Origin of the sequence: Flavobacterium sp. LPB0248 (genome assembly GCF_013388355.1) — a bacterium.
GTDB lineage: Bacteria > Bacteroidota > Bacteroidia > Flavobacteriales > Flavobacteriaceae > Flavobacterium.
Map to the genome: position 1 here is coordinate 3253136 of NZ_CP058246.1, position 25165 is coordinate 3278300.

Below are 25165 nucleotides of genomic sequence, written 5' to 3' on the forward strand. Positions count from 1 at the left end.
GCCCTTCGACTTCGCTCAGGGTGGCAGATCAAAAAAAGAAAAAGCATAAAGCCTAAGGCTTAAAGCATATAGCAAAAATTAAAAACAATGATTACAACAGCAAAACGATTAGACACAGTTGAAGAATACTACTTCTCATCAAAACTAAGAGAAGTTCGTCAATTGATGTCTGAAGGAAAATCGATCATCAACATGGGAATTGGAAGCCCTGATTTGAGTCCGTCAAAAGCAGTAATTGAAGCAGTCGCTGCAGCAATTCAAGACGAAAACGGGCATGGTTATCAAAGCTATCAGGGATTACCAGAAATGAGGCAGGCGATGGCAGATTTTTATCGTGATCAGTTTGGTGTTGAAGTGAATCCAAATAATGAGATTTTACCTCTAATGGGTTCAAAAGAAGGAATTATGCACATTTCGTTAGCATTTTTAAATGAAGGCGATCACGTTTTAATTCCGAATCCGGGTTATCCGACGTATACTTCGGTAACCAATTTGGTTCAGGCAGTTCCGGTTTATTATGATTTAAAAGAAGAAAACGGATGGGAACCAGATTTTGAAGCTTTAGAAAAATTGGATCTTTCGAAAGTAAAAATTATGTGGCTGGGATATCCGCACATGCCGACAGGAGCTAGAGGAAGTTTAGCATTATTTAAAAAATTGGTTGCTTTTGCTAAAAAACACAACATATTATTGATCAACGACAATCCGTATAGTTTTGTTTTGAATGATAATCCGATGAGTTTATTGCAAGTTGAAGGGGCAAAAGAGGTGGCTTTAGAATTAAACTCTTTAAGTAAAACATTCAACATGGCAGGCTGGAGAGTAGGGATGGTTTTAGGAAATCCTGAAATTATCGATGCGGTCTTAAAAGTAAAAAGCAACATGGACAGCGGGATGTATTATGGAATTCAAAAAGGTGCAATTGCAGCTTTGAAATGTGATAAATCTTGGTTTGAAGATCAAAACAAAATTTACAGACGCCGTAGAGAATTAACGGAGAAATTAGCTGAAAAGCTAAACTGTAAAGTATATAAAGAAGGAGTTGGTCTTTTTGTTTGGGCAAAATTGCCAGAAGGAATTGAATCAGCAGAGAAGTTCATTGACGAAATATTATATGAGAAACATATCTTCATCACACCGGGAACCATTTTCGGAAGTAACGGCGAAGGTTATATCAGATTCTCATTGTGTGTAAAAGAAGAAAAAGTACAAGAAGCGATTGATCGATTTTAGAATCAAGAGCCAAGACTTTTTTAAAACTTGGAATTAAAAAGATATGAAAGTATACGTAATAGGAATAGGATTAATAGGTGGTTCGATGGTGTTAGACATCAAAGACAAACATCCAGATGCGGGTATTTTCGGAATCGACAATAACGAAAAACATTTGCAGGAAGCAATTGATCTTGGAGTTATTGATGAAGCGGGAAGCTTCGAAGATTTACAAAAAGCAGATTTTGTAATCGTTTCGGTTCCGGTAGATGTTGCACTAACAGTTTTGCCTAAAGTTCTGGATGCAGTTGGAGACAAGACAATTGTTTTTGAAGTAGGATCAACCAAAAAGCCAATTTGCGATGTGGTGGCCAATCATCCGAAAAGAAGAAATTTTATTGCCACGCATCCAATTGCAGGAACAGAGTTTTCTGGACCTTCAGCAGCAATAAAAGGTTTGTTTAAAGGAAAAACAAACATTATTTGTGAAGTGGAAAAAACCGCTTTCAAATTGCAGGAAAAAGCGTTACAGCTTTTCAGCGAAATAGGAATGAGAATTCGATATATGGACCCCGTTTCGCACGACAAACACATTGCTTATGTTTCGCATTTATCGCACATTAGTTCGTTTATGCTCGGAAAAACAGTAATGATAAAAGAAAAAGACGAACAGGATATTTTTGATATGGCGGGAAGTGGATTTGAAAGTACTGTTCGTCTAGCAAAAAGTTCACCCGCAATGTGGACACCCATTTTTAAACAAAACAAAGAATACGTTCTGGAAACCTTAGAAGGTTATATTGCAAATTTGACTCAGTTTAGAGATTTGTTGGCAGACGACAATTACAACGCCATTTTTGAAGAAATGGAAAGTGTAAATAAAATTAGAGAAATATTAAACGGAATAACTATAAAAAAGTAAACTATAAAAACGATGGAAAATAAAAAAGAAATGAGAAAGTGGTTAGAAGATTTCAATTTAAATCACCCACTTGTGATAGCTGGACCTTGTAGTGCAGAAACTGAAGATCAGGTTTTGAAAATCGCTCACGAATTGAAAGATTCAAAAGTAAGTGTATTCAGAGCTGGAATCTGGAAACCAAGAACTCGTCCAGGAGGATTTGAAGGTGTTGGTGAAATTGGATTAAAATGGTTGCAAAAAGCTAAAGCTGAAACTGGTTTATTAATGGGTACTGAAGTTGCAACTGCAGCTCACTGTAAACTAGCTTTGGAACACGATATCGACATATTATGGGTTGGTGCACGTACAACGGCAAACCCTTTTGCAGTTCAAGAAATTGCTGATACATTAAAAGGAACTGATAAAATTGTTTTGGTTAAAAACCCAGTAAATCCAGATTTAGCTTTATGGTTAGGTGGTGTTGAGCGTTTACACATGGCAGGTATCGAGAAATTAGGTGTTATTCACAGAGGTTTCTCTACTTACGAAAAAACAAAATACAGAAACATTCCAGAATGGCAGATTGCTATCGAATTACAAAATAAATTCCCTGATTTGCCATTAATCATCGATCCATCTCACATTACAGGAGATCGTAAAATGATTTTCGAAGTAACTCAAGAGGCTTTAGACTTGAATTACGATGGTATGATTATCGAAACGCACATCGATCCAGATAATGCTTGGTCTGATGCTGCTCAGCAAGTGACTCCTGAGGCTTTGAAACAAATCATTAAAGATTTGACTATCAGAAAAACAGATGATACTACAGATGAGTATAGCCAAAAAATGAAAAAACTAAGAGCTAACATCGACGTTTTAGATGCTAACTTATTAGAATTGTTAGGAAAACGTATGAAAGTAGCTGACGAAATTGGTCAGGTGAAAAAAGATGCTAACGTTGCAATTCTTCAAAACAACCGTTGGAACGAAATCTTAGGAAAAATGATTTTGGAAGGTGAGAAAAAAGGTCTTACTGAAGAATTCGTTTTGAGAATGTTCAAAGCAATCCACCAAGAAAGTATTGGTCACCAAGAGAAAATTTTCAACGCATAATTTTTTCGAAACCATATAAGTGATATAAGATAATTTAAGTTTTTTTAAAGCTTTGTTGTTGAGTTTAATTATATCACGCATTTAAAATTAGATTGTTTTTTAAAAATCCCTGTTGCTTTGAAAAAAGTGATGGGATTTTTTTTGTTTTAAGATGTGGCTATTTATATTCACTTATATAACTTATATGGTTTAAATTATTCATTTATCTTTGCAAAAGATTTAGGTTTTAATCTAAAATCTAAAATCAGAAATCTAAAATAAAAGAATGACAGGAACCGTATACAAATCTACAGGAAGCTGGTACACCGTAAAATCTGAACAAGGAGATTTTGTGGAATGCCGTATGAAAGGGAAATTCAGAATAAAAGGTATCAAAAGTACCAATCCTATTGCTGTAGGCGATATTGTCGATTATGAATTAGATGAAACTTCGGATGCCGTTACCGGAACGATTCATAATATTCATGAACGAAAAAACTATATCGTTCGTAAATCGGTTAATTTATCCAAGCAGATTCATATTATTGCTTCCAATATCGATCAGGTTTTTTTACTGATTACCATTGATAATCCGCCAACAACTACAAGCTTTATCGACCGTTTTTTGGTTACAGCCGAAGCGTACGGAATTGAAGCGATTCTTATTTTTAATAAAATCGATACTTTAAATGATCAAACATTAGACGATCAGCTTTATTTACAGCATATTTACACTGAAATTGGATATAAGTGTCTCCGAATTTCATCAACAGAAAATAAAGGTGTTGATAAGCTAAAAGAAATGATGGTTGGAAAAGTAAGTATGTTTTCTGGGCATTCAGGTGTTGGAAAATCAACTTTGGTAAATGCTATGGAACCTAGTCTTCATTTGAAAACCTCGGTAATTTCAGAACAAAGCAAACAAGGTCAGCATACTACAACTTTTGCCGAAATGTATGATTTGTCTTTTGATGCTAGAATTATCGATACGCCAGGAATTAAAGGTTTCGGAATTGTGGATATGGAACCATCAGAAATCAGCGGTTATTTTCCTGAATTCTTCAAATTAAAAGATCAATGCAAGTTTAACAATTGTTTACACAAAGAAGAACCGCATTGTGCCATAAAAGCAGCTTTAGAAAAAGACGAAATTGCATGGTCACGCTACAACAGTTATCTTAAAATCCTTGAAGGTGACGACGAACATTATCGTACCGATACTTATGGTGAAGATCGTGCAGCGAGTGATGAAACAAGAAAGTAAAATATGAAATTCCAATCCCAATGCTCTGGGATATATTCCAAATTCCAATCCAATTTGTAGAGATGCACAGCAGTGCATCTAACGTCAGAATTTAAAATCTGTTTAATTCGTGTAATCTGTGGCTAATAAATTAGGCTGCATTAGATCAAAATAAAAATGAAAGTTGTAATTCAAAGAGTTTCAGAAGCATCAGTAAAAATTGATAATAAAAAAACAGCCGACATAAAAAAAGGTTTATTAGTTTTAGTCGGAATAGAAGAAGCCGATACTCAGGAAGATATTGATTGGCTTGCTGGGAAAATCATAAAAATGAGAATTTTTGGAGACGAAAATGACGTTATGAACTGCTCAGTGCAAGATATTGACGGCGATATTATTGTTGTAAGTCAATTTACGCTTCACGCATCCACTAAAAAAGGAAATCGTCCATCTTATATAAAAGCAGCAAAACCAGATTTTGCAATTCCAATGTATGAAAACTTTGTTCAAGCAATTGAAAAAGAGTTTGGTAAGAAAGTTCAAACTGGAATTTTTGGTGCCGATATGAAAGTTAATCTTCTAAATGACGGTCCTGTTACGATTGTAATAGACAGCAAAAACAGGGAGTAAAAATATTATTAAACATTTGTTAAGGATTTCTGAAAATAATATATATTTGACGAAAATCCCTACTAATGAAAAACCTTTTTTGCGCATTATTTTTTTTCTTATATATTGCGAATTCTTCTGCTCAAAAGAGCATTTACCCTATATTTTCTATTCCTGATAGTTTAACGCAAAATGCCAACGCTGTTCTTCGTTTAGACCGGATGGATATTGTCATTGCTTCACAAAGAAGCATGAACATTAAAATGCAAAGGGTCGTTTCTGTTTTAAACGAAAAAGGATTGAAAGACATTGACGCTTTTAGTCATTATGATAAAACAACATCAATAAAAAATATTGAAGCAATTGTTTATGACGCTTTAGGAAATGAAATAAAGAAAATCAAAAGGAAAGATTTTAAAGATCAAAGCGCCGTAAGCGGAAGTACTCTTTTTTCAGATAATCGAGTAGTTTACTTAGATTATACTCCAATTTCATATCCTTTTACAATTGCTTTTACATGCGAAACAGAAACGTCAAATACAGCATTTATTCCGCAATGGTATTTTATCGGTAATTACTACGAAAGTGTAGAAAAATGTATTTTGAATGTTACTTTTCCAAAAGGATTGGGATTTAAGAAAAAAGAGTTCCGATTTGATAGTTTCAACATAAAAAAAACAGCCGATACCGACACCAATTTAAGTTATTTAGCAACAAACATTGTTGCTCAAAAACAAGAAGATCTTAGTCCCTCTCCGTCAGATCTTTTTCCTAAAGTTATGATGGGATTAGAAAACTTCCACTTGGAAGGAGTTGATGGAAATGCTACTACTTGGGAAGCATTTGGCAAATGGTATGGTGATAAAATCTTAACTGGAACCACAGTTTTAACTGAAGAAACCAAAGCCAAAATTAAAGCTCTTGTTGGTGATGAAAAAGATCCTGTAAAGAAAGCTAAAATCATTTATGATTATGTACAGAAAAAATCCCGATATGTAAACATTGCAGTTGGTATTGGTGGTTGGAAACCTATGCTTGCAACTGATGTTGATCGTCTAGGATATGGAGATTGCAAAGCATTGTCTAATTATACAAAAGCACTTTTACAGGCTGTAGACGTTCCTTCGTATAACACTATTTTATACGGAGATCGCTATAAATCCGATATTCAGTCTGATTTTGTTTCGATGCAGGGAAACCACATGATTTTGGCGATTCCGAATAAAGATAATTACATCTGGCTAGAATGTACAAGCCAAGATGATCCTTTTGGTTACCAAGGAATCTTTACAGACGATCGTGATGTTTTGGTGGTAAAACCCGAAGGAGGAGAGATTGTTCGTACCAAAATTTACGATGATAAAGGAAACATTCAAGATGGTAAAGGAACATATACGATTGATGGAACTGGGAATTTTTCAGGAACATTAAAAATAGCATCACAAGGAAGCCAATACGCACTTAAATCTCGAGTAGAAAACATGCAGCCAAATGAAAAAGAGGAGCATTATAAAGATTACTGGGAGAATATCAATAATTTGAAATTGGGTAAGATTACTTTTAGCAACGATAAAGAGAATATTCGTTTTACTGAGGATGTTCAGTTAAGTGCAACAAATTATGGAACGCTGACGGGTAATAAAATGATTTTTGTAGTTGATGCCTTTAATCAGAGTACAGGAAATATAAAACGGGTTCGAAATCGTAAAAACCCATTTCAAATTCAGCGTGGCTATTTGGATACCGATGAAATAGAGATTAATCTTCCGGATGGATACAGTATCGAATTTCTTCCGTCCAATTATGAGTTAAAAGGAAAATTTGGTGAATACAAGACCGAGATCATTAAAAAAGACAATAACAAGTTAACGTATAAAAGGTCTATGTTCCTTAACAAAGGAAAATATTCAAATAAAGAATATGATGAATACCGTTTGTTTATGGAGCAAGTTTCTAGAAACGATAATGCTAAGATTATATTAACCAAGAACTAACGATTATAAACCCAAAACCAATCAAAAATTACCAATGAAAATTATTAAACTATTTAGCCTTTGTGCGATTTTATTACTTGGTCCAAAAATAATTTCGCAAGAATTTAAACTCGGAAAAGTTTCTGTTGCAGAACTTGAACAGAAAGTACATCCAAAAGATACTTCGGCTGTAGCGGCAATCCTTTATAAAAAAGGTATTTCTAGAATGGAGTATGACCAAAATGATGGTTTTTATATGATGACAGATGTAGAAACACGCATTAAAATTTATAAAAAAGAAGGTTACGAGTGGGCTAATCAGCAAGTTTGGTACTATAATACGAATAACTTAAAAGAACGCGTATTTTTTGCAGATGCAATAACATATAATTTAGTTAATGGTAAAATAGAAAAAACTAAATTAAAAAGCGACGGAACTTTTGATGAAGTTATTTCTAAATACAGAGGGCAAAAGAAAATCGCAATGCCAAATGTAAAAGAAGGCTCGGTAATAGAATTTCGCTATACAATCAAATGTCCAAATGCTGGTATTATTCGTGATTGGGATTTTCAGACCTCAATTCCTGTAAATTATTCAGAGTTAAAAGTGGCTTATCCAGAGTATTATGTCTTTAAACCTAGACAGAAAGGATATATATTTCCAAAAGCAACAACATTAAAAAATTCGAGATCGATAACAATCAACGGAAAAGAAAGAAATGGAGGACGTGTATCTCAAACGGAATTTTATTCTGATAAAATAGACTATTTAGAAACAGAGACTACCTACGTGGCTCAAGACTTTCCTGCTTTAAAAGAAGAGAGTTTTGTAAATAATATCGATAATTATACTTCTAGTGTTCAGCACGAACTGTCATTGACACATTTCCCTAATAGTCCAATGAAAGAGTATTCGACAGACTGGAATTCTGTTGTAAAAACAATTTATGAATATGAAGATTTTGGTCCTGAATTAAATAAAACGGGTTATTTTGAAGATGATTTAAAAAAAATACTTACAGGAGTTAACACACCTGAAGAGAAAATTGCAGTTATATTAAATCATGTAAAATCAAACGTAAAATGGAATAGTTATGTTGGTTATGGTTGTGATAATGGAGTGAAGAAAGCATACAAAGAAAGAACAGGAAATATTGCAGATATAAACTTAATGTTAACAGCAATGCTTCGCTATTCGGGTTTAATTGCCAATCCAGTTTTAGTAAGTACCCGATCAAATGGTATTGCTTTGTTTCCTAATAGAACAGCATTCAATTATGTAATTGCTGCGGTTGAAACGCCAAACGGATATATTTTACTAGATGCGTCAGAAAAATTTTCGGTTCCAAATATTTTACCGCTAAGAGTTTTGAATTGGTCAGGAAGATTGATTAGAAAAGACGGCTCATCAGAAGAAATTAATTTAATGCCAGAAAAGACATCAGCTGATAATGTTTTTCTAACTTATAGTATCGATAATACAGGAATGATTGTAGGTAAAACAAGAAGACAATCAATGGATTATAATGCAATGATTACCCGAAGCAATATTGAAAGTTTAAAAGAAGAAGAATATTTAGAGAAGCTGGAAAACAAAAATAATAAAATAGAAATTAGCGATTACTCCAGAACTAATGAAAAAGAGATACTTCTTCCTATTATAGAAACTTATTCTTTTAAAGGAAATAATTTGTGCGAACTAATTGGCGATAAAATATATGTAAGTCCGATGTTGTTTTTTACCAACGATAAAAATCCTTTTAAACAGGAAACGCGAGAATATCCAGTTGATTTTAGTTATCCTTTTGCCGATAAATATAATATTACGATTAAAATTCCAGAAGGTTTTGCAGTAGAAACATTGCCAGCTCCAGCTGCTGTATCAATGGAAGATAATCTTGGTGCTTTTAAATTTAATATTGTAGCCAATGGAGATACTTTGCAATTGTCGATCTTACATCAGATAAATGAGGCTATTGTTTCTGCCGAAAAGTACGAAATGCTAAAGGAATATTATAAGACAATGATAGCCAAAGAAACAGAAAAAATCGTTTTAAAACGTATTTAAAAATATTATGCCAAGATTTCTCCTAATTTGTATCGCCTTTTTTGGGAGTACAATTACCATTCAAGCTCAAAATTATGAATTGGGCAAAGTAACGATTGCAGAATTAAATGAGAAAGTCCATCCTAAAGATAGTAGTGCACCCGCTGCTATCTTGTTTAAAAAAGGAAGGACTTATTTCGGTTACAACAAAGAAGTTGGATTTTATGCCAATCATGTCTGCGAGGTAAAAATTAAAATTTATAAGAAAGAAGGTTTAAGTTGGGCCGACCAGAAAGTGCGTTTTTATATCGGCTATGATAAGTTAAATGAGGATCGTTTAGAATTTTCGGAAGCAGTGACGTATAATTTAGAGAACGGAAATATTGTAAAAACCAAACTAAATAATCAAGGAGAGTTTAAAACTAAGATTAATAAGTATTGGAAAGAAAAAACGATCACTCTGCCAAATGTGAAAGAGGGTTCTATTATTGAATACAAATATGTTTTAAGATCTGAAAACCTTATAAAATTTCCAGATTTCGATATTCAGTTTGATATTCCTGTTAACTATTTTTATTATAAAACACAGATTCCAGAATTTTATATCTATAAACCGCTTTTGATTGGAGGAATTCCGCTTGAAACAGAATCTAAATTTACAAATGCCAGTCAGAATTTTGATAACGCTTATAATCAGACAAACTCATTTAGCTATAAACAAATTGAAACTTTTTATACAGGAAAAGATGTTCCATCATTAAAAGAAGAACCATATATTAATAATCTCGAAAATTATCGCGGAAGCATTCAGCAAGAACTTGAAAGGGTTCGTCTTCCTGATCAACCTGTAAAAGATTACAGTTTAACTTGGGAAGGTGTCGCCAAAACTATTTTTAAAGACGAAAGTTTTGGAAAACAGCTTAATCAAGGTTCTTTATTTACAGATGATCTGAATAAATTATTGTCTAATGTAGAAGATAAAAATGAAAGATTAAATCTGATTTTTACTTACGTTAAAAATCGAATGAACTGGAATGAAATTAATAGTTGTTATACAGAAAAAGGAGTTGAAAAAGCTTATAAAGAACAAACTGGAAATGTTGCAGAAATCAATTTTATTCTGATAAATATGCTTCGCGCAGCTGGTATAGAAGCAAATCCGGTTTTAGTAAGTACAATTCAAAATGGACTTCCGGTTTATCCCACAAGAACAGGATTCAATTACGTTATAGCGGCAGCCGAAATTGACGGTAAAAGAATTCTTTTAGATGCATCTCGTAAACTTACAGCTCCTAACATTTTGCCATTAAATGTTTTAAATTGGAAGGGAAGATTAATTATGAAAGATGGAAATTCTCAAGAAATTGAATTAGATCCAGCAATACAGTCTAAAGAAATTTACAGTCTTATAGTCAGAATTGACCCTGACGGAAAAATGAATGGTCAAGGTAGAGTGCAGCGAACAGAATATGATGCATACAGTTTTAGAGAGGAAAACAAAGCCAAAACGGAAGACGCTTATCTTGAAAAATTTGAAAATAATTTAGGAGGTCTGAATATTTCAAATTATAAAATAGAAAATCAGAAATCAAATTTAGATCAGTCTGTTATTGAAACTTTTTCTTTTTCTTCGGGCAGTCGTTCAGATATTATTCAGGGAAAGATTTTTGTCAATCCATTGTTGTTTTTTACCCGAAGCAAAAACCCTTTCAATCAAGAAAGAAGACAAATGCCTGTTTATTTCGGATATAAAAACATGGAAAAGTATAGCTTTAGTATTCAGATTCCAGAAGGATATGTTGTAGAATCTATGCCAAAACCGGTAAAGATAACTTCAGAAGACAAACAGATGTCTTTTATCTTAAATTTTTCAGTTACGGAAAACAAAATTCAAATTGTAAGTCAAAAAGAAATCAACAATAGTATTTTTGCAGCTGAGGATTACGGAATGATAAAAGAGTTTTTTCAGAAAATGATCGTAAGCCAAAATGAAAAAATAATTCTTAAAAAAATATAGAAGATGGATTTGAAAAATGCACAGCTGGATGTTGATACTTGGATAAAAGAACATGGAGTTCGTTATTTTAACGAATTAACCAATATGGCACAACTTACAGAGGAAGTAGGTGAAGTGGCAAGAATCATTGCTCGTCGTTATGGAGAACAATCTGAAAAAGAAAGCGATAAAAACAAAGATTTAGGAGAAGAATTAGCAGATGTTGTTTTTGTTGTGCTGTGTTTGGCAAATCAGACAGGAATAGATTTACAGGCTGCTTTTGATAAAAAAATGGACTTAAAATCGGTTAGAGATAAAGATCGTCACAAAAACAATGATAAATTGAAATAATTGTGAAATATCAATGGTGAATTTTGATTTACGGGCAAGGAGTGGTAAATTGCGCGATCGAATTTAGACACTCGTAATTCGCTAATCATAATTACTATCATGAATTTAAAATTAAGCACGAATTCAATTTTCACCATTGATGATTCGCAACTAAATATCACCGGTTCTAAAAGTGAAACGAACCGTTTATTGTTATTAAAAGCATTATTCCCAAATATAACTTTAGCCAATACTTCCAATTCTGATGATAGTGAAGTAATGCAAAAGGCTCTTGCTGGAAATGACGAAATTGTAGACATTCACCACGCAGGAACAGCAATGCGTTTTCTTACTGCGTATTTTTCGGTTAACGAAGGTAGAGAAGTAGTTTTGACAGGTTCAAGCAGAATGCAGGAACGTCCGATCAAAATTTTAGTTGATACTTTAAGACAATTGGGAGTTGAGATTTCTTATGAAAAAGAAGAAGGATATCCGCCAATTCGAATTAGAGGAAAAAAAGTTACGGCTTCAAAAGTAAACTTGGCAGCAAATGTGAGCAGCCAATATATTTCGGCACTTTTATTAGTGGCTTCAAAATTAGACAACGGTTTAGAACTGACTTTAGAAGGAGAAATTACTTCGATTCCGTATATCAAAATGACTTTGGCTTTGCTTAATGATTTAGATATTAAAACAAGCTTTGAAGGAAACGTAATCAAAGTTTATCCAAAAGAAACTGTTGAATCAAAAGAAATGGTTGTAGAATCTGACTGGAGTTCGGCTTCTTATTTCTTTAGTCTTGTGGCTTTGGCAGATGCTGCAAAAATAACCTTAAGCAGTTACAAAGAAAACAGCCTTCAGGGAGATTCAGAATTAGTTTCTCTTTATGAAAAAATGGGTGTGAAAACTACTTTCCAAAACAACAAAATGACTTTGGAGAAAGTGGAAGGATTTAATTATCAAGATGTAAATTTTGAATTAAACAATACGCCAGATATTGCTCAGACAATTGTAGTAACTTGTTTAGGTTTAGGAATTGGATGCCATTTGACAGGTCTTCATACTTTAAAAATTAAAGAAACAGACCGACTAGAAGCGCTAAAAATAGAACTGACTAAATTAGGAGCAAATATTTCTGTTACTAATGACAGTTTGACTTTAGAGCGTTCGGGAGATATTAAGCATGATATTCATATCGCGACATACAACGATCACCGTATGGCAATGGCTTTTGCACCTTTAGCAATTAAAGTTCCAATTATTATTGATGATGCTGAAGTAGTTTCCAAATCTTACCCAGATTTCTGGAACGATTTAAAAGCCTTGAACTTTCAAATCTCAGAATTGTAGTTTTTGAACCATATAAGAAATATAAGTTCATTTAAATTCAAGCATAATAAAACATAGCCTCTGGTTTCAACCAGAGGTTTTTTTATGGTTGAATTTTAGATATTTTTTTTCGTAAATGAATTGCCTTCAGCTTTAACTGAGGTTTTCAAAGATGTTTTTTTCGGATTTAGCCAAATTATAGGTTTGCTTTAAATGAACTTATATTTCTTATATGGTTCGAAAAAGTTAAAATTGACTTAAAGAATAGCTTTTTAAGTCAATCTGAAAGTGCAGTAAATCAAGGACTTTTGAAAATAAACATCAAAACACTTGACAACGTCTATCTCACAATCGTATATTTGCAACCGATTTAAATTTTTAGATAAACAAATCTAAAAGCTACACTCTAAAATCAACAACTCAAATATGAAATTATCACACTTCAATTTCAATTTACCGAAAGAACTTTTGGCTGAATTCCCAGCAGAAAATAGAGATGAATCTCGTTTAATGGTAATTGACCGTAAAAAAAACACTATCGAACATAAAATGTTTAAAGACGTGATCAACTATTTTGATGACGGAGACGTTTTAATTCTTAATAATACAAAAGTTTTCCCTGCGCGTTTGTACGGAAACAAAGAAAAAACTGGAGCTAGAATTGAGGTTTTCTTATTAAGAGAATTAAATTCTGAGCAACGCCTTTGGGATGTTTTAGTTGATCCAGCTAGAAAAATCCGTATTGGTAACAAACTTTATTTTGGTGATGACGATTCGTTAGTTGCTGAGGTAATTGACAATACAACTTCTCGTGGTAGAACATTACGTTTCTTATACGATGGTTCTTATGAAGAATTCAGAAATAAATTGACTGAACTTGGAGAAACTCCAATTCCTAAATACATCAACAGAGAAGTAACTGCTGAAGATGCTGAAAGATACCAAACTATTTATGCAAAAGAAGAAGGAGCTGTAGCAGCACCAACTGCTGGTTTACACTTCTCAAAACACCTTTTGAAAAAATTAGAAATCAAAGGAGTGAACTTTGCTGAGGTAACTTTACACGTTGGTTTAGGAACTTTTAACCCAGTTGAGGTTGAAGATTTATCTAAACACAAAATGGATTCTGAGGAATTAATCATTACTCAAGAAGCTTGTGATATTGTTAATGAAGGAAAAGCAAAGAAAAAACGTATCTGTGCTGTAGGAACAACTTCTATGCGTGCAATTGAAAGTTCTGTTTCTTCTGCAAATACTTTGAATCCATACGAAGGATGGACAAATAAATTTATTTTCCCTCCTCACGATTTCAGTATTGCAAACTGTATGATTACAAACTTCCACACACCAAAATCAACATTATTAATGATGATTTCTGCTTTCTGTGGACACGATTTAATGAAAAAAGCATACGACGAAGCGATTAAAGAAGGATACAAATTCTATTCTTACGGAGACGCGATGTTAATTCTTTAATTAGAATTTATATTATATAGAAGACCCGACAAGTTTTTAAGAAGCTGTCGGGTTTTTTGGTTTTTAATGGTTTCAAGTTTCAAGTTTCAGGTTTCAGGTTTTAAGTTTGAAGTTCGTTGTGAAATTTAACCGCAAAGTTCGCAAGGACTTTTTACTGAGTCTGTGCTTGCCAAATGCAAAAGAACGCAAAGCTTTGCGAACTTAGCGTTTGTAAACGTTGACCTTGATAAAAATCCTTGCGAACTTTGCGGTTAAAAAAAACACAAAGTATATCAACTTGAAACTTTAAACCTGAAACAAAACAAACAATTTTTGTTATTTTAGCATCCAAAACAAAAACACAATGACTTTTCAAAATACACGCGAATTTGCACGAGAGCTAGATTCGAAAGACGCATTAAATCATTATCAAGATCAATTTATTTTTCCAAAAGTAAATGATAAACGAGTAATTTATTTTACGGGAAACTCTTTAGGATTACAGCCAAAACGTACCAAAGCTTATATTGATGAAGTAATGAATGACTGGGCTGAATTGGCTGTTGAAGGTCATTTTTATGCCGAAAAACCTTGGTGGGATTATCAAGAAAGATTTGCAGAACCTTTGAGTAAAGTTGTGGGCGCACTTCCGTCTGAAGTTACGGTTATGAACACTTTGACAGTAAATCTTCATTTGCTGATGGTTTCTTTTTATCAGCCAAAAGGCAAACGCTATAAAATTATCTGTGAAGAAAAAGCTTTTCCATCAGATCAATATATGTTTCAAAGTCAGGTGAATTTTCACGGATACAAACCAGAAGATGCGATTGTAGAAATTAAACGTAGAGAAGGAGAACATAATATTCGTTTAGAAGATGTTTTGGCTAAGATTGAAGAAGTTGGTGACGAACTGGCTTTGGTATTAATTGGAGGAGTAAATTATTACACTGGACAAGTTTTTGATATTAAAACCATTACAGCTGCAGGACAAAAAGCAGGAGCAAAAGTAGGGTGGGATTTAGCGCATGCAGCTGGAAATATCAAACTAGAACTTCACGATTGGAATGTAGATTTTGCTGCTTGGTGCAGTTATAAATATATGAATTCAGGCCCAGGAAATGCTTCTGGATGCTTTGTTCATGAAAAACATCATAATTCAGATTTGCCAAGATTTGCAGGATGGTGGGGACATAACAAAGAGCGTCGTTTTAAAATGGAACCAAACTTTGATCCAGTTCACGGAGCAGACGGATGGCAGATTAGTAATCTTCCAGTTCTTTCTCTAGCACCATATTTAGCTTCAGTAGAAATGTTTGCTGAAGTTGGAATGGATGCTTTAATCAAAAAACGCGATCATATTACTTCGTATCTAGAATTTATTCTTCATGAAATCGATAAAGAAGTAGAAAGTACTTTTGAAATTATTACGCCATCAAATCCAGAAGAAAGAGCTTCTCAATTATCGGTTTTCCTTCACGGAGAAGGAAGAGCATTGTTTGATTATTTAATGAAAAACGGAGTAATTACAGATTGGCGCGAACCAAACGTTATTCGTCTAGCACCAGTTCCGTTATATTGCTCTTATGAAGATATGTACGACTTCGGACAAATTTTGAAAAAAGGAATTTTAGGGAAGTAAAAAATAATCTCGCAAAGACACGAAATTTTTTATTTAAAATAATTAATCGAGCTGTTGTCATTTCGAGGAACGAGAAATCGCACTAGTTATTCCGCAAAGTATGTAGCCCATCTTTGTAGAGTTTCTAGTGCGATTTCTCGTTCCTCGAAATGACAAAAAATGAGGATAAAACTTTACGTCTTCGTAATCCCGATAACTATCGGGATTACGAGATTAATTTTATTCAGCTTGAAAAATAAAACGCAGCGAGAAACAGCAAAAACTTCAAATCTTATAAACTTTCTAAAAAATTCTGTAATAATCATTATAGCAGATATTAAGAACTTTGTAATGTATAATTTTTTAAAACTTACAATCATGAAAGACTTATATATTTTATTAACCGTGATATTTTTAACTTCTTGTCAACAACAGAACAAAGAAGATGTAAATAAAGCCAAGCAAGCCAGCATTGATTCAATGAAAGTTGAAATTAACAAACAGCGTGTTATCGATTCGATGAAGACTGAAATGGCGAAATTAAACGAGGAAAAGATCGAAGCTCAAAAAGAAAAAGTTGTCGTAGTGCATCAGCAAGACGCAACAACGACAGCTGCACCAGCTAAAAAGAAAGGTTGGAGCGCAACTGCTAAAGGAGCTGTAATTGGTGCTGGAGTAGGTGCCGCAACAGGAGCAATTGTCAGTAAGAAAAAAGGCGAGGGTGCTATTATTGGCGGTTTAGCAGGAGCGGCATTAGGAACTGGAACAGGAGCTGTTATTGATAGTAAAAATAAGAAGAAGGAATAATTATTCTATAAATAAAAACAAACCCCAAATTAAATTTTAATTTGGGGTTTTCAATTTTAAACCAACTCTGAAACGGGAATTTTAATACCAACTAATTCTGATTTACAAGAATCGAGTTGATCAAGATGACCCTTAAAGACTGACGTCGATTCAAATAAATTTTTATAATACTCAATTCCATCTAACAGATTAGATTTAAAAGTAGTCCATTTTTTAAGCTGAGCTGTTGTAAGTTCTCCAGAAATAGACTGAAGTTCATTTCTAAAATATTCAACATACATTTTAAGCTCTTTTATAAATAAGTTCGGGCGGTCTGTTCTAATAACCGATTTGCCTTGATAAATATGCTGGATCATTTCTTTTAAAGAAACCTCTTGGTCAAAATAAGCTAAGTTTGGTCCAGGGCAAATTACTACGCCTTGAGCCTGACCTTTTATCTTAATATCGTTTTCTAGATAAGAAGCATTCGCCAGACCAACACATAAACATGATTTTTCGGTGATTTTGATTTTGCTCTTCTCAAATTCATCATTAGATATCGAATCCTTTTTTGCTTCTAATTCTTCTAGTTTAATATCTTGATATTTTTTTGAAGCTGTGCAAATTCCATGCGGGTCGTATTCTTTGCTTAAAGCTAGAAATTTCTTCGGACAAGAGCTTCCTGCTTTATTTTCATGAATGCGTTTTTGCTTTAAAAATTCGTTTGTAGTTCCTTTCAAAGTGTTAAAAGGAACTCCCAAAGGAGAAATATTGCTTAAATAAAAATCATCTTCTTTGGCATTCATCAACAAATTGCGAGTTTCTTTATCGACAGATGTTGCTTCGGGAACTAATAAAAATGGCGAACCCCAACCTACAGAATCAACTTTATATTCGTCCAATAAAAATTCATGTTCTGCAGCAGTTCCAACACCGCCTTGAACCGTAATTTTTAATTCTAAAGGATTTTCAGGAATAGGCTGATTTTTTGCCTGTAAAGCTTTAATCATTAATTCGTGGGCAGATTGTATCAATTGATTTTTTTTTTGCTTGAATTCTTCTAAAATCGTACCCAATAAGAGTCCGTCAGTTGCAAAGGCATGTCCGCCGCAATTCAATCCCGATTCAATTCGATATTCTGAAACCCAAAGTCCTTTTTTCGCCAAGAAATTTCCTTGAATCATTGCCGATCTAAAATCACTTACTTTTAAGATAATTTTCTTTTTTAGTTCGTTGTTTTCATTCGGAAAAAAATCTTTGAAGTTTTCGAAATAACCAAACAATCTCGGATTCATTCCAGCAGAAAGAACTACAGAAGATTCCAAGTTACTATTGGCAAAACCTCTTAAAGCAGCATGTGCGTCGTTAAACTCAACTGGAAGTTGTTCATTTTTGACAAAATTATCTTTGTCTAGTTTCGTCATGATATTCACATCGATTTCTCCTGGAAAAAGATGCGATTCAATGTAATTTTGAATGTTTTCTTTAAAAGCAATTCCGTCATCTAATAAAGCCTGAAATCCCTTTTTAATATCAGAAGTATTCGGCAGCATTGACATAAAGTTTTCTAAAGTCGTTTTGCTTTCTGCCAATTCTGTTTTGAAGTTTTCGAATTTCTCTTTTACAATTTTATCGACTAAATTTAAATAAGAGGTAATTCTTTCAGCGCGATAGTCGTGAAATTTTTGAGTAATTTCTTCGTAAGGAATGTTGAATTTTGTGCTGTAAAAATTACGCATCTTTTCAATCAGATCATCGTCTGCTAAAGCAACAACCGATGAAATTCCGTACTGCGCTACTCGAATCGGACTGTCTATGGTATAAGCAAGTCCCATTACTGGAATATGAAAAGTATGCAGATTATTTTTTGTCATTTGTATTCGGATTAAAATAGGAACAAATGAAGAAAAATAAATTGTCCTAAAACCTGATAATTGTCAGGTTTGAAAGGGATTGCGGATATTGCAAAAAGATTGCCACGAATTGCACAAATTTTCTCGATTTTTTCTTTTTTTCACACTGCGAATAAAAAATTAATGCCAATTTTTACAATTCGTGGTCCAAAAAAAGCTTCTAAATCAAAATCTTCTTCAAGGATTCTGCAATGCTTCTCCACAAAAGGTTGTAGAACGATCTGTCTTGAAGTCTTTCTACTTCGACTTCGGCGGTTTTGGGTTTTTCTTTCGAATCGTTTTTAACTAACAAATTAGCAACTGCTGTTTTGAGTTTGGCTTCTTTTTCAGGATTTTTCTTTTGGTATAATTTGACTTTCAGATCTTCATAATCCAATGAAGCATTTCCTTTCGATCCGTTGTCGTTTCCATAAAAATTAAAACGGTATTTATTGAAAGTTCCGGTAAAAGTGCTGTTGATATAAGGTTTAGTGAATCTTGTCATGGCTCCAACATCAAAATTTGAAATCACGCCTTGAATATGAAATCCGTCACTTTTGTCTAAAACATTAAAACTCCAATCGACATCAAGAGGAGAATTTTTCATGAAAATGCATTTGACTTTGATTTTCACATCATCTGTTTTTTTCAAACCAAAACCACTTCTTAAATTAGTTGCTTGCAAATTGAATTTATCGAAAGTTAAAACTCCTGGACCTTTGGCAAAATCAAGTTCTTCTTCATAAACCAATTTCGATTTCAAAACCTGAAGTGTATCAACTTGAAGAGGAAATTTCAGATTTCGCAATAAATGATTGTAAAGGTATTTTTTGCTTGGATCGTCTTTCAGCATTTTTCCACGGTAGATATTAGCATCAAAATGATGAATGATCAGCGAATTTGCTTTGAAATAAAACTGATTATTTTTGAAACCCCAGTCCATTTTTGCGACTTGAGCCGAATCAAATTTTAAATTGTAAATGTCTTTTTCTTTTTCAAGACGCTTTAAAAATTCTCTACGCTCAAATTGAGGTAGATTTGAGAAATTATTAATCTTTAAAAAATTCTTTTCGGTACTTATTTTTCCAATATTGATGTAATAAAAACCATTTGGTCTATAAAATAAACTGTCGCAAACGAGAGCATATTTTTTATATTGAATCGGAATTTTTTCTTTTAAAGTTGCATCGGTAATTAAAATGCCTTCCAGTTTTAAAAGTATTTTTTTTATGCTAAAAATAGGTTTATCTGTATCTAAAGAGACCACATCAACCGATCCGTCGTTGAGGTAAATATTAGAAACTGCAATAATTTTTCGAAACGGATCAATAATTTCTTTTTCAATGCTTTTGCTATTATTGATGAGTTTTTCGCCTTTTTTGTATAAAATGATTCGCGGTTTATTGATAATGATACTTTCCGCCTGAATAATATCTCGAAACGCCAAATCCCAAATGTTAAAATGTTTTATAGTGATAGATTCAATTTTAGAAAAAAGTCCATTTTTGCTGTCCTTTGGTTCGTTTTTCGGACTCACAAGTAAAGTCTGTGCATTAATATTTCGAGAAAAAAGAGAGACTTCAATTTTTTCATAATTGATATTATATGCGGTTTTGTTTTTTTCGTGAATGATGATTGGAAGCTGTTTTTTGATCCAATAATTCAACCCGACATTGGCAAGAATTACAAGTGCAAGAAGAGAAATTATAACAATCGCTATTTTTTTATATACAGACATTTATAGGATTAATTTTAAATACATAAATTTAGACTTTTAAAGACTGTTGTCTCTTATAAGATTTTGAAGAAAAGTTACATTATTACGAATTTCATCCTTTTTTAAAATATGAGAATAATTAAAAAAATCCTGTTGACATTATTGGTTCTTGTTGTAATTCTTGCGATTGGTTTATGCGCTTACATTTTTCATCTAAAACCGAAATATGAAGGTTCTGTACAATTGAATAATCTCGAGAAAGAAACCACAGTCTATTTTGATGATTTTGGAGTGCCTCATATTTATGCAGATTCAGAAAAAGATGCTATGACCGCACTTGGTTACGTACATGCGCAGGAAAGATTATGGCAAATGGAATTGTTACGCCGAATTGCTCCAGGACGTTTATCTGAAATTTTTGGAGGTGTAGCGCTTAAAAATGATAAGTTTTTTGCTGGAATCGGAATCGAAGAAGCTTCGGCAAAAGCCATTGCAAAATTGGATAAAAACAGCGAAAGTTATAAACTGACACAAGCCTATCTGGATGGAATCAATCAGTATTTGGAAGAAGGCGTGACGCCGATAGAATTTACTTTGGTTGGTGTAAAAAAGCAAAAATTTACCATAAAAGACGTTTATAATATTTTTGGATATATGTCTTTTAGTTTTGCGATGGCGCAGAAAACAGATCCGTTATTGACCGATATTAAAAATAAATATGGAGCTGCTTATTTGAAAGATTTAGGTATTGATGGAGAATTTAATAATACAAAAATTAGAATTTCTAAAGAGAAGACTGAAGAATATACCGAGATTTCAAAATCTATAACTGCTATGTTGGATCAGTCTCCAATTCCTCCATTTGTTGGAAGTAATAGTTGGGTTGTTGGACCGCATAAATCAAAAACGGGAAAAGTTATTTTTGCTAATGATCCGCATATTGGATTTTCGCAGCCTGCAACTTGGTATGAAGCTCATTTAGTTACACCAAAGCATGAATTGTACGGATGTTATTTGGCTGGAACTCCATTTCCGCTTTTGGCGCATAACAGAGATTATGCTTATGGTTTAACGATGTTTGAAAATGATGATATCGATTTTTACCAAGAAAAAAATAAAGCAGATGATGCTTCTCAATATCAAACACCAACAGGTTTCAGTACATACGAAATCAGAAAAAAAACGATTAAAGTAAAAGATTCTTCAGATGTTGTATTGACAGTTAAAATTACTCGTCACGGACCAGTCATGAATGATTTTATAGATCTTTTAGGAAAGAAGAATCCTATTGCAATGTCTTGGACGTACACAAGAGAGCCAATTCAAATCTTAGATGCGGCTTATGGACTTTCGCATGCTAAAAACACAACCGAATTTAAAAAGGCAGTTTCTTTAATTGCAGCGCCAGGATTAAACGTTATGTATGGCGATGCTAAAGGAAACGTTGCTTGGTGGGCGAGCGGGAAATTGTACCGACATAATGAAGGTGTTAATACACATTTGATTTTGGACGGTTCAAGTGGAAAAGATGATATTACGAAGTTTTTAGATTTTGAAGAAAATCCGTCAGCAGAAAATCCAGCATGGGGATATGTTTATTCGGCCAATAATCAGCCAGAAGCAATAGATAATGGTTATTTATATCCAGGATATTATCTACCGGAAGATCGCGCTAAAAGAATTTCTGGAATTTTAAATGCAAAATCAGATTGGGATAAGGAAGCCATCAGTAAAATGATTTATGATAATACTTCTGATGTTGCTGTTGAAACGACTAAAAACTTAATTGCAAGTTTAGATAATAAACCACTTTCTAATAAAGAAAAAGAAGTTATAAATGTTTTAAGATCTTGGAAAGGAACAACCAATTTAGAGGATGTTGCGCCAACGATTTACAACAAATGGATTTATCTGTATTTGAAAAATACGTTTGAAGACGAAATGGGAAAAGACAATTTCAATTTGTTTTTGGGTATTTCTCTTGGAAAACAAGTAATTGCCAATCAGATAAAAAATGAAAATTCGATTTGGTGGGATAACATCAAAACAAAAAATATAAAAGAAACCAGAACAGATGTTGTTTCAAAATCTTTTCATGATGCTGTTGTTGCTTTGCAGAATCAGCTAGGAGAAAACATTTCAGAATGGAACTGGGGGAAAGTACATACAGTAGAACACGAACATCCATTAGGAAAAGTCAAAGCGCTTCGCGGATTGTTTAATGTTGGCCCATTTAATTCGCCAGGTTCAAATGAAGTAATCAATAATTTATTTTTCGGATTTAACGATGAAGGTAAATATTATACCAAAGGCGGACCTTCAACTAGAAGAATTGTCGATTTTTCCGATGTAGAAAACAGCTGGAGTATTTTGCCAACTGGTCAATCAGGAAATCCGTTTAGTAAACACTACGATGATCAAGCTGAAATGTACAACGCAGGAAAGTTCAGAAAAATGAAATTAAACAAAGAAGAGATTATAAAGACTTCAACTAAACTAATTTTAAAACCTAAGAAGTAGTTTTTGGTTTAAGTTTCATGTAGATTCAAATGCTAATAAAGGTTCAAAGGTTTCTATTTAGAAAACCTTTGAACCTTTGTTGCTTTGCACCTCTGAACCTTACTTAGAAATATACTTCCCCAAAACAATATCATTCGCAAAAATGTTCAGATTATTAATAAGAACCCTATTATTGGTCATGACATTTTGTGTTTGATAGGCAGGATCTTTTTCGTAGGCTTTTAATAAAGTTTCCAATTCAACTTCGTCAAACACTACAAAACTGTTGTAAATGGCATCTCTAAAGTTTTTGTAGTTAATGCTTTGAGTAACTTCCATTGCCTTTTGGTCATTCCAACCTTCTTTTGCAGAAGTTTCATTTATTTTTGAAAGGCAAAAATCAATAACGTAGTTTTTGTAACGAGTCGCTTCAACAATTTTATCGATTATAATTTTGTTCTGCTGGCTAGGCATTAAAGGCTGATTGCTTTGCGATAAAGATTTAGAAGAAATAAAAAGACATAGCAAGACAGTTAGAAAACGATAGTTTTTCAAATTTTTCATAGGTTATTCAATTATTTTGGGTGAGGCTAAAATAGTATTTTTAAAAAATAATTGACCGAATTTGTATGTCCCAAGTTGTAACAAAAACTCCGATAGAATAACTGTTAGAGCTATTTTATCGGAGTCGTTTTTTTAAGAAATTAATTTACAATTATTTGCCTTTATTTTTTAGAAAGCTCTTCCAGAACTTTTTTTCCACCTTCATTTGTAGGATCCAATTCAACAGATTTTTTATAGTTGACCATTGCTAGTTTTTTGTCTCCATCTGCCAAATATGCTTCGCCTAAACTATCATAAGCATTTCCAGATTTTGGGAAAGTCTCAACATTGATTTTGAAAACTTCAATAGCTTCTTTCTTTTTTCCAGTTTGAAGTAATTGATACCCAACTTTGTTCATGTCACTTTCTTTAATTCCGTAGGTTGGATCGTTTTTTAACTTCTTAAAAGTCTCTGTTCCTGCAACAGCGCCTTTTTCATTATAAACATCTAATAGATCAAGAGCTAGAGATTTTTTTGGCTGATTAAAAGGCTGATTGTATAAAATGGAACGAATTGCTGTGTTCATTTCTCCCAAAACAGTTCCTCCAGTATTATTCAATAAAACGATAAGAATTTTATCTTTTGGAATACGAGAGATAACAGTATTAAATCCGTTAATACCGCCACCATGCTCAATAACAGTTAATTTGCTGTCTCCGTTTGGAACCTCATAAGTTGACCATCCGTAGCCATAAAAACCATCCCAGGCTTTTATGTAAGGTTTGAAAAGAGATTCCATCGATTTTTCTGAAAGCAGTTTATTAGTATAAAGTGCCTGATCCCATAAATACAAATCTTCTACAGTAGAGTATAAAGATCCAGCAGCATATGGAATGCTCATGTCAATATAAGAGGCATTGACAATTTTTTTGCCTTCTTTTTCATAACCAGCTGCTCTGTTTTTTAGAATCACATCGCTATGATCGTAACCAGAATTTACCATTTTTAAAGGCGTGAAAATAGTTTCTTGCAAATTCTGCTCATATGTTTTGCCTGTAATTTTTTCGATAATGTAACCCAATAAAAAATATCCCGAATTGCTGTAATTGAATTTTTCGCCTGGAGTAAATTCAAGTGGCAGACTAGAAAATGTTTTTATAAAGGCTTCTGGCGTATAAGGATTTTTTGCTTTGTCTCTTAGAAAGTTTGGTGAGCTTGTGTAATTAGGAATACCTGACGTATGTGTCAGTAAATGATGAATAGTAATTTTATCGCCGTTTTCTTTCGGATAGTCAGAAAGATAAGTTGTAATAGGAACATCTAGTTTTATTTTTCCTTCTTCTGCCAGCTTTACAATTAATAGAGCAGTAAATTGTTTACTTATGGATCCCAATCTGAATTTAGTATCTGGTTGATTGGGAATATTCCACTCCATATTGGCAGAACCAAAACCTTTTTTGAAAATTACTTTTCCGTTTTCGGCTACTAAAGCAGAACCATTAAATTGTCCGTATTCGTTATACTTACTTAAAAGCTGCTCAATTTGCTGTGCTTTATCTTGAGCGAAAACGCTAAATGAGGAAAGCTGAAAAGCGACAAATAGTGCAATAAGTTTGATTGATTTTTTCATAATGGATTGATTATGGTTTTAGATTAATGAAATTCGTTTTTGATTGATGATTGAAACTTCTTCAATGAAATAAAAAGATGTCCTAAAATGTTAGACGATCGATTTGCGATTTGGTTTCAAGATTGACCTACTTTTTTCATTTTTTTTTTCAAAATAAAAAAGCAGAGCACAGACCAAATACTTTAAAAGTAGGCCTATGCTCATAACTAACAAATATTTTTAAGCACAATTAATCAGTCAAAACTTTACTTATATATAATAAAAAAAGGATAAATAACTTTAGCATGTT

General features: G+C 33.1%; 18 protein-coding genes. 14 read left to right on the forward strand and 4 right to left on the reverse strand.

What is annotated here, in order from left to right; genetic code table 11:
* Positions 1–87 precede the first annotated feature (87 nt).
* From LPB248_RS13630 to LPB248_RS13690, 13 genes are all read left to right on the forward strand, one after another.
* Positions 88–1233, forward strand: a complete 1146-nt coding sequence (locus LPB248_RS13630) for a pyridoxal phosphate-dependent aminotransferase (RefSeq protein WP_177211925.1) — start codon at positions 88–90, stop codon at positions 1231–1233.
* 43 nt (positions 1234–1276) lie between these two features.
* On the forward strand, positions 1277–2134 hold the full coding sequence (locus LPB248_RS13635) for a prephenate dehydrogenase (protein ID WP_177211926.1): 858 nt from the start codon (positions 1277–1279) through the stop codon (positions 2132–2134).
* Positions 2135–2146: 12 nt separating this feature from the next.
* Complete coding sequence (locus LPB248_RS13640; RefSeq protein ID WP_177211927.1) at positions 2147–3229, forward strand: bifunctional 3-deoxy-7-phosphoheptulonate synthase/chorismate mutase type II; 1083 nt, start codon at positions 2147–2149, stop codon at positions 3227–3229.
* Between the two features lie 265 nt (positions 3230–3494).
* Entirely contained in the window at positions 3495–4472 is a 978-nt protein-coding gene (rsgA, locus tag LPB248_RS13645; protein ID WP_177211928.1) for a ribosome small subunit-dependent GTPase A, read from the forward strand.
* A gap of 156 nt (positions 4473–4628) precedes the next feature.
* Positions 4629–5081, forward strand: a complete 453-nt coding sequence (gene dtd / locus LPB248_RS13650; protein ID WP_177211929.1) for a D-aminoacyl-tRNA deacylase — start codon at positions 4629–4631, stop codon at positions 5079–5081.
* Positions 5082–5146: 65 nt separating this feature from the next.
* Positions 5147–7054 (forward strand): DUF3857 domain-containing protein, encoded by a 1908-nt coding sequence (locus LPB248_RS13655; protein ID WP_177211930.1) that lies wholly within the window; start codon positions 5147–5149, stop codon positions 7052–7054.
* A gap of 34 nt (positions 7055–7088) precedes the next feature.
* A complete protein-coding gene (locus LPB248_RS13660) occupies positions 7089–9101 on the forward strand; it encodes a DUF3857 domain-containing protein (RefSeq protein WP_177211931.1) in 2013 nt (670 codons plus the stop codon).
* 7 nt (positions 9102–9108) lie between these two features.
* Entirely contained in the window at positions 9109–11097 is a 1989-nt protein-coding gene (locus tag LPB248_RS13665; RefSeq protein ID WP_177211932.1) for a DUF3857 domain-containing protein, read from the forward strand.
* Positions 11098–11100: 3 nt separating this feature from the next.
* Positions 11101–11427, forward strand: coding sequence for a nucleotide pyrophosphohydrolase (locus tag LPB248_RS13670; protein ID WP_012022600.1), 327 nt, complete (start codon positions 11101–11103; stop codon positions 11425–11427).
* A gap of 99 nt (positions 11428–11526) precedes the next feature.
* Positions 11527–12756: a 3-phosphoshikimate 1-carboxyvinyltransferase gene (gene aroA, locus LPB248_RS13675; RefSeq protein WP_177211933.1), complete on the forward strand. Its 1230-nt coding sequence runs from the start codon at positions 11527–11529 to the stop codon at positions 12754–12756.
* A 405-nt stretch (positions 12757–13161) separates the two neighbouring features.
* Positions 13162–14211: a tRNA preQ1(34) S-adenosylmethionine ribosyltransferase-isomerase QueA gene (queA, locus tag LPB248_RS13680; RefSeq protein ID WP_177211934.1), complete on the forward strand. Its 1050-nt coding sequence runs from the start codon at positions 13162–13164 to the stop codon at positions 14209–14211.
* A 343-nt stretch (positions 14212–14554) separates the two neighbouring features.
* A complete protein-coding gene (gene kynU, locus LPB248_RS13685) occupies positions 14555–15829 on the forward strand; it encodes a kynureninase (protein ID WP_177211935.1) in 1275 nt (424 codons plus the stop codon).
* A 357-nt stretch (positions 15830–16186) separates the two neighbouring features.
* Positions 16187–16615 carry a YMGG-like glycine zipper-containing protein gene (locus LPB248_RS13690; RefSeq protein WP_177211936.1) on the forward strand — a complete coding sequence of 143 codons (429 nt, stop codon included), beginning with the start codon at positions 16187–16189 and terminating at the stop codon, positions 16613–16615.
* A gap of 56 nt (positions 16616–16671) precedes the next feature.
* Here the strand turns inward: LPB248_RS13690 and LPB248_RS13695 are convergent, their stop codons facing one another.
* Together LPB248_RS13695 and LPB248_RS13700 are read right to left on the reverse strand one after the other, a co-directional pair.
* On the reverse strand, positions 16672–18468 hold the full coding sequence (locus LPB248_RS13695) for a hypothetical protein (protein ID WP_177211937.1): 1797 nt from the start codon (positions 18466–18468) through the stop codon (positions 16672–16674).
* Positions 18469–18667: 199 nt separating this feature from the next.
* Positions 18668–20224 carry a hypothetical protein gene (locus LPB248_RS13700; RefSeq protein ID WP_177211938.1) on the reverse strand — a complete coding sequence of 519 codons (1557 nt, stop codon included), beginning with the start codon at positions 20222–20224 and terminating at the stop codon, positions 18668–18670.
* A gap of 108 nt (positions 20225–20332) precedes the next feature.
* On the opposite strand from LPB248_RS13700, the gene LPB248_RS13705 reads away from it, so the two are divergent.
* Positions 20333–22723 (forward strand): penicillin acylase family protein, encoded by a 2391-nt coding sequence (locus tag LPB248_RS13705; protein ID WP_177211939.1) that lies wholly within the window; start codon positions 20333–20335, stop codon positions 22721–22723.
* 99 nt (positions 22724–22822) lie between these two features.
* On the opposite strand, the gene LPB248_RS13710 is transcribed toward LPB248_RS13705, so the two are convergent.
* Positions 22823–23266 carry a hypothetical protein gene (locus LPB248_RS13710; RefSeq protein WP_177211940.1) on the reverse strand — a complete coding sequence of 148 codons (444 nt, stop codon included), beginning with the start codon at positions 23264–23266 and terminating at the stop codon, positions 22823–22825.
* 161 nt (positions 23267–23427) lie between these two features.
* Positions 23428–24876 carry a serine hydrolase gene (locus LPB248_RS13715; protein ID WP_177211941.1) on the reverse strand — a complete coding sequence of 483 codons (1449 nt, stop codon included), beginning with the start codon at positions 24874–24876 and terminating at the stop codon, positions 23428–23430.
* Between the last annotated feature and the right edge of the window lie 289 nt (positions 24877–25165).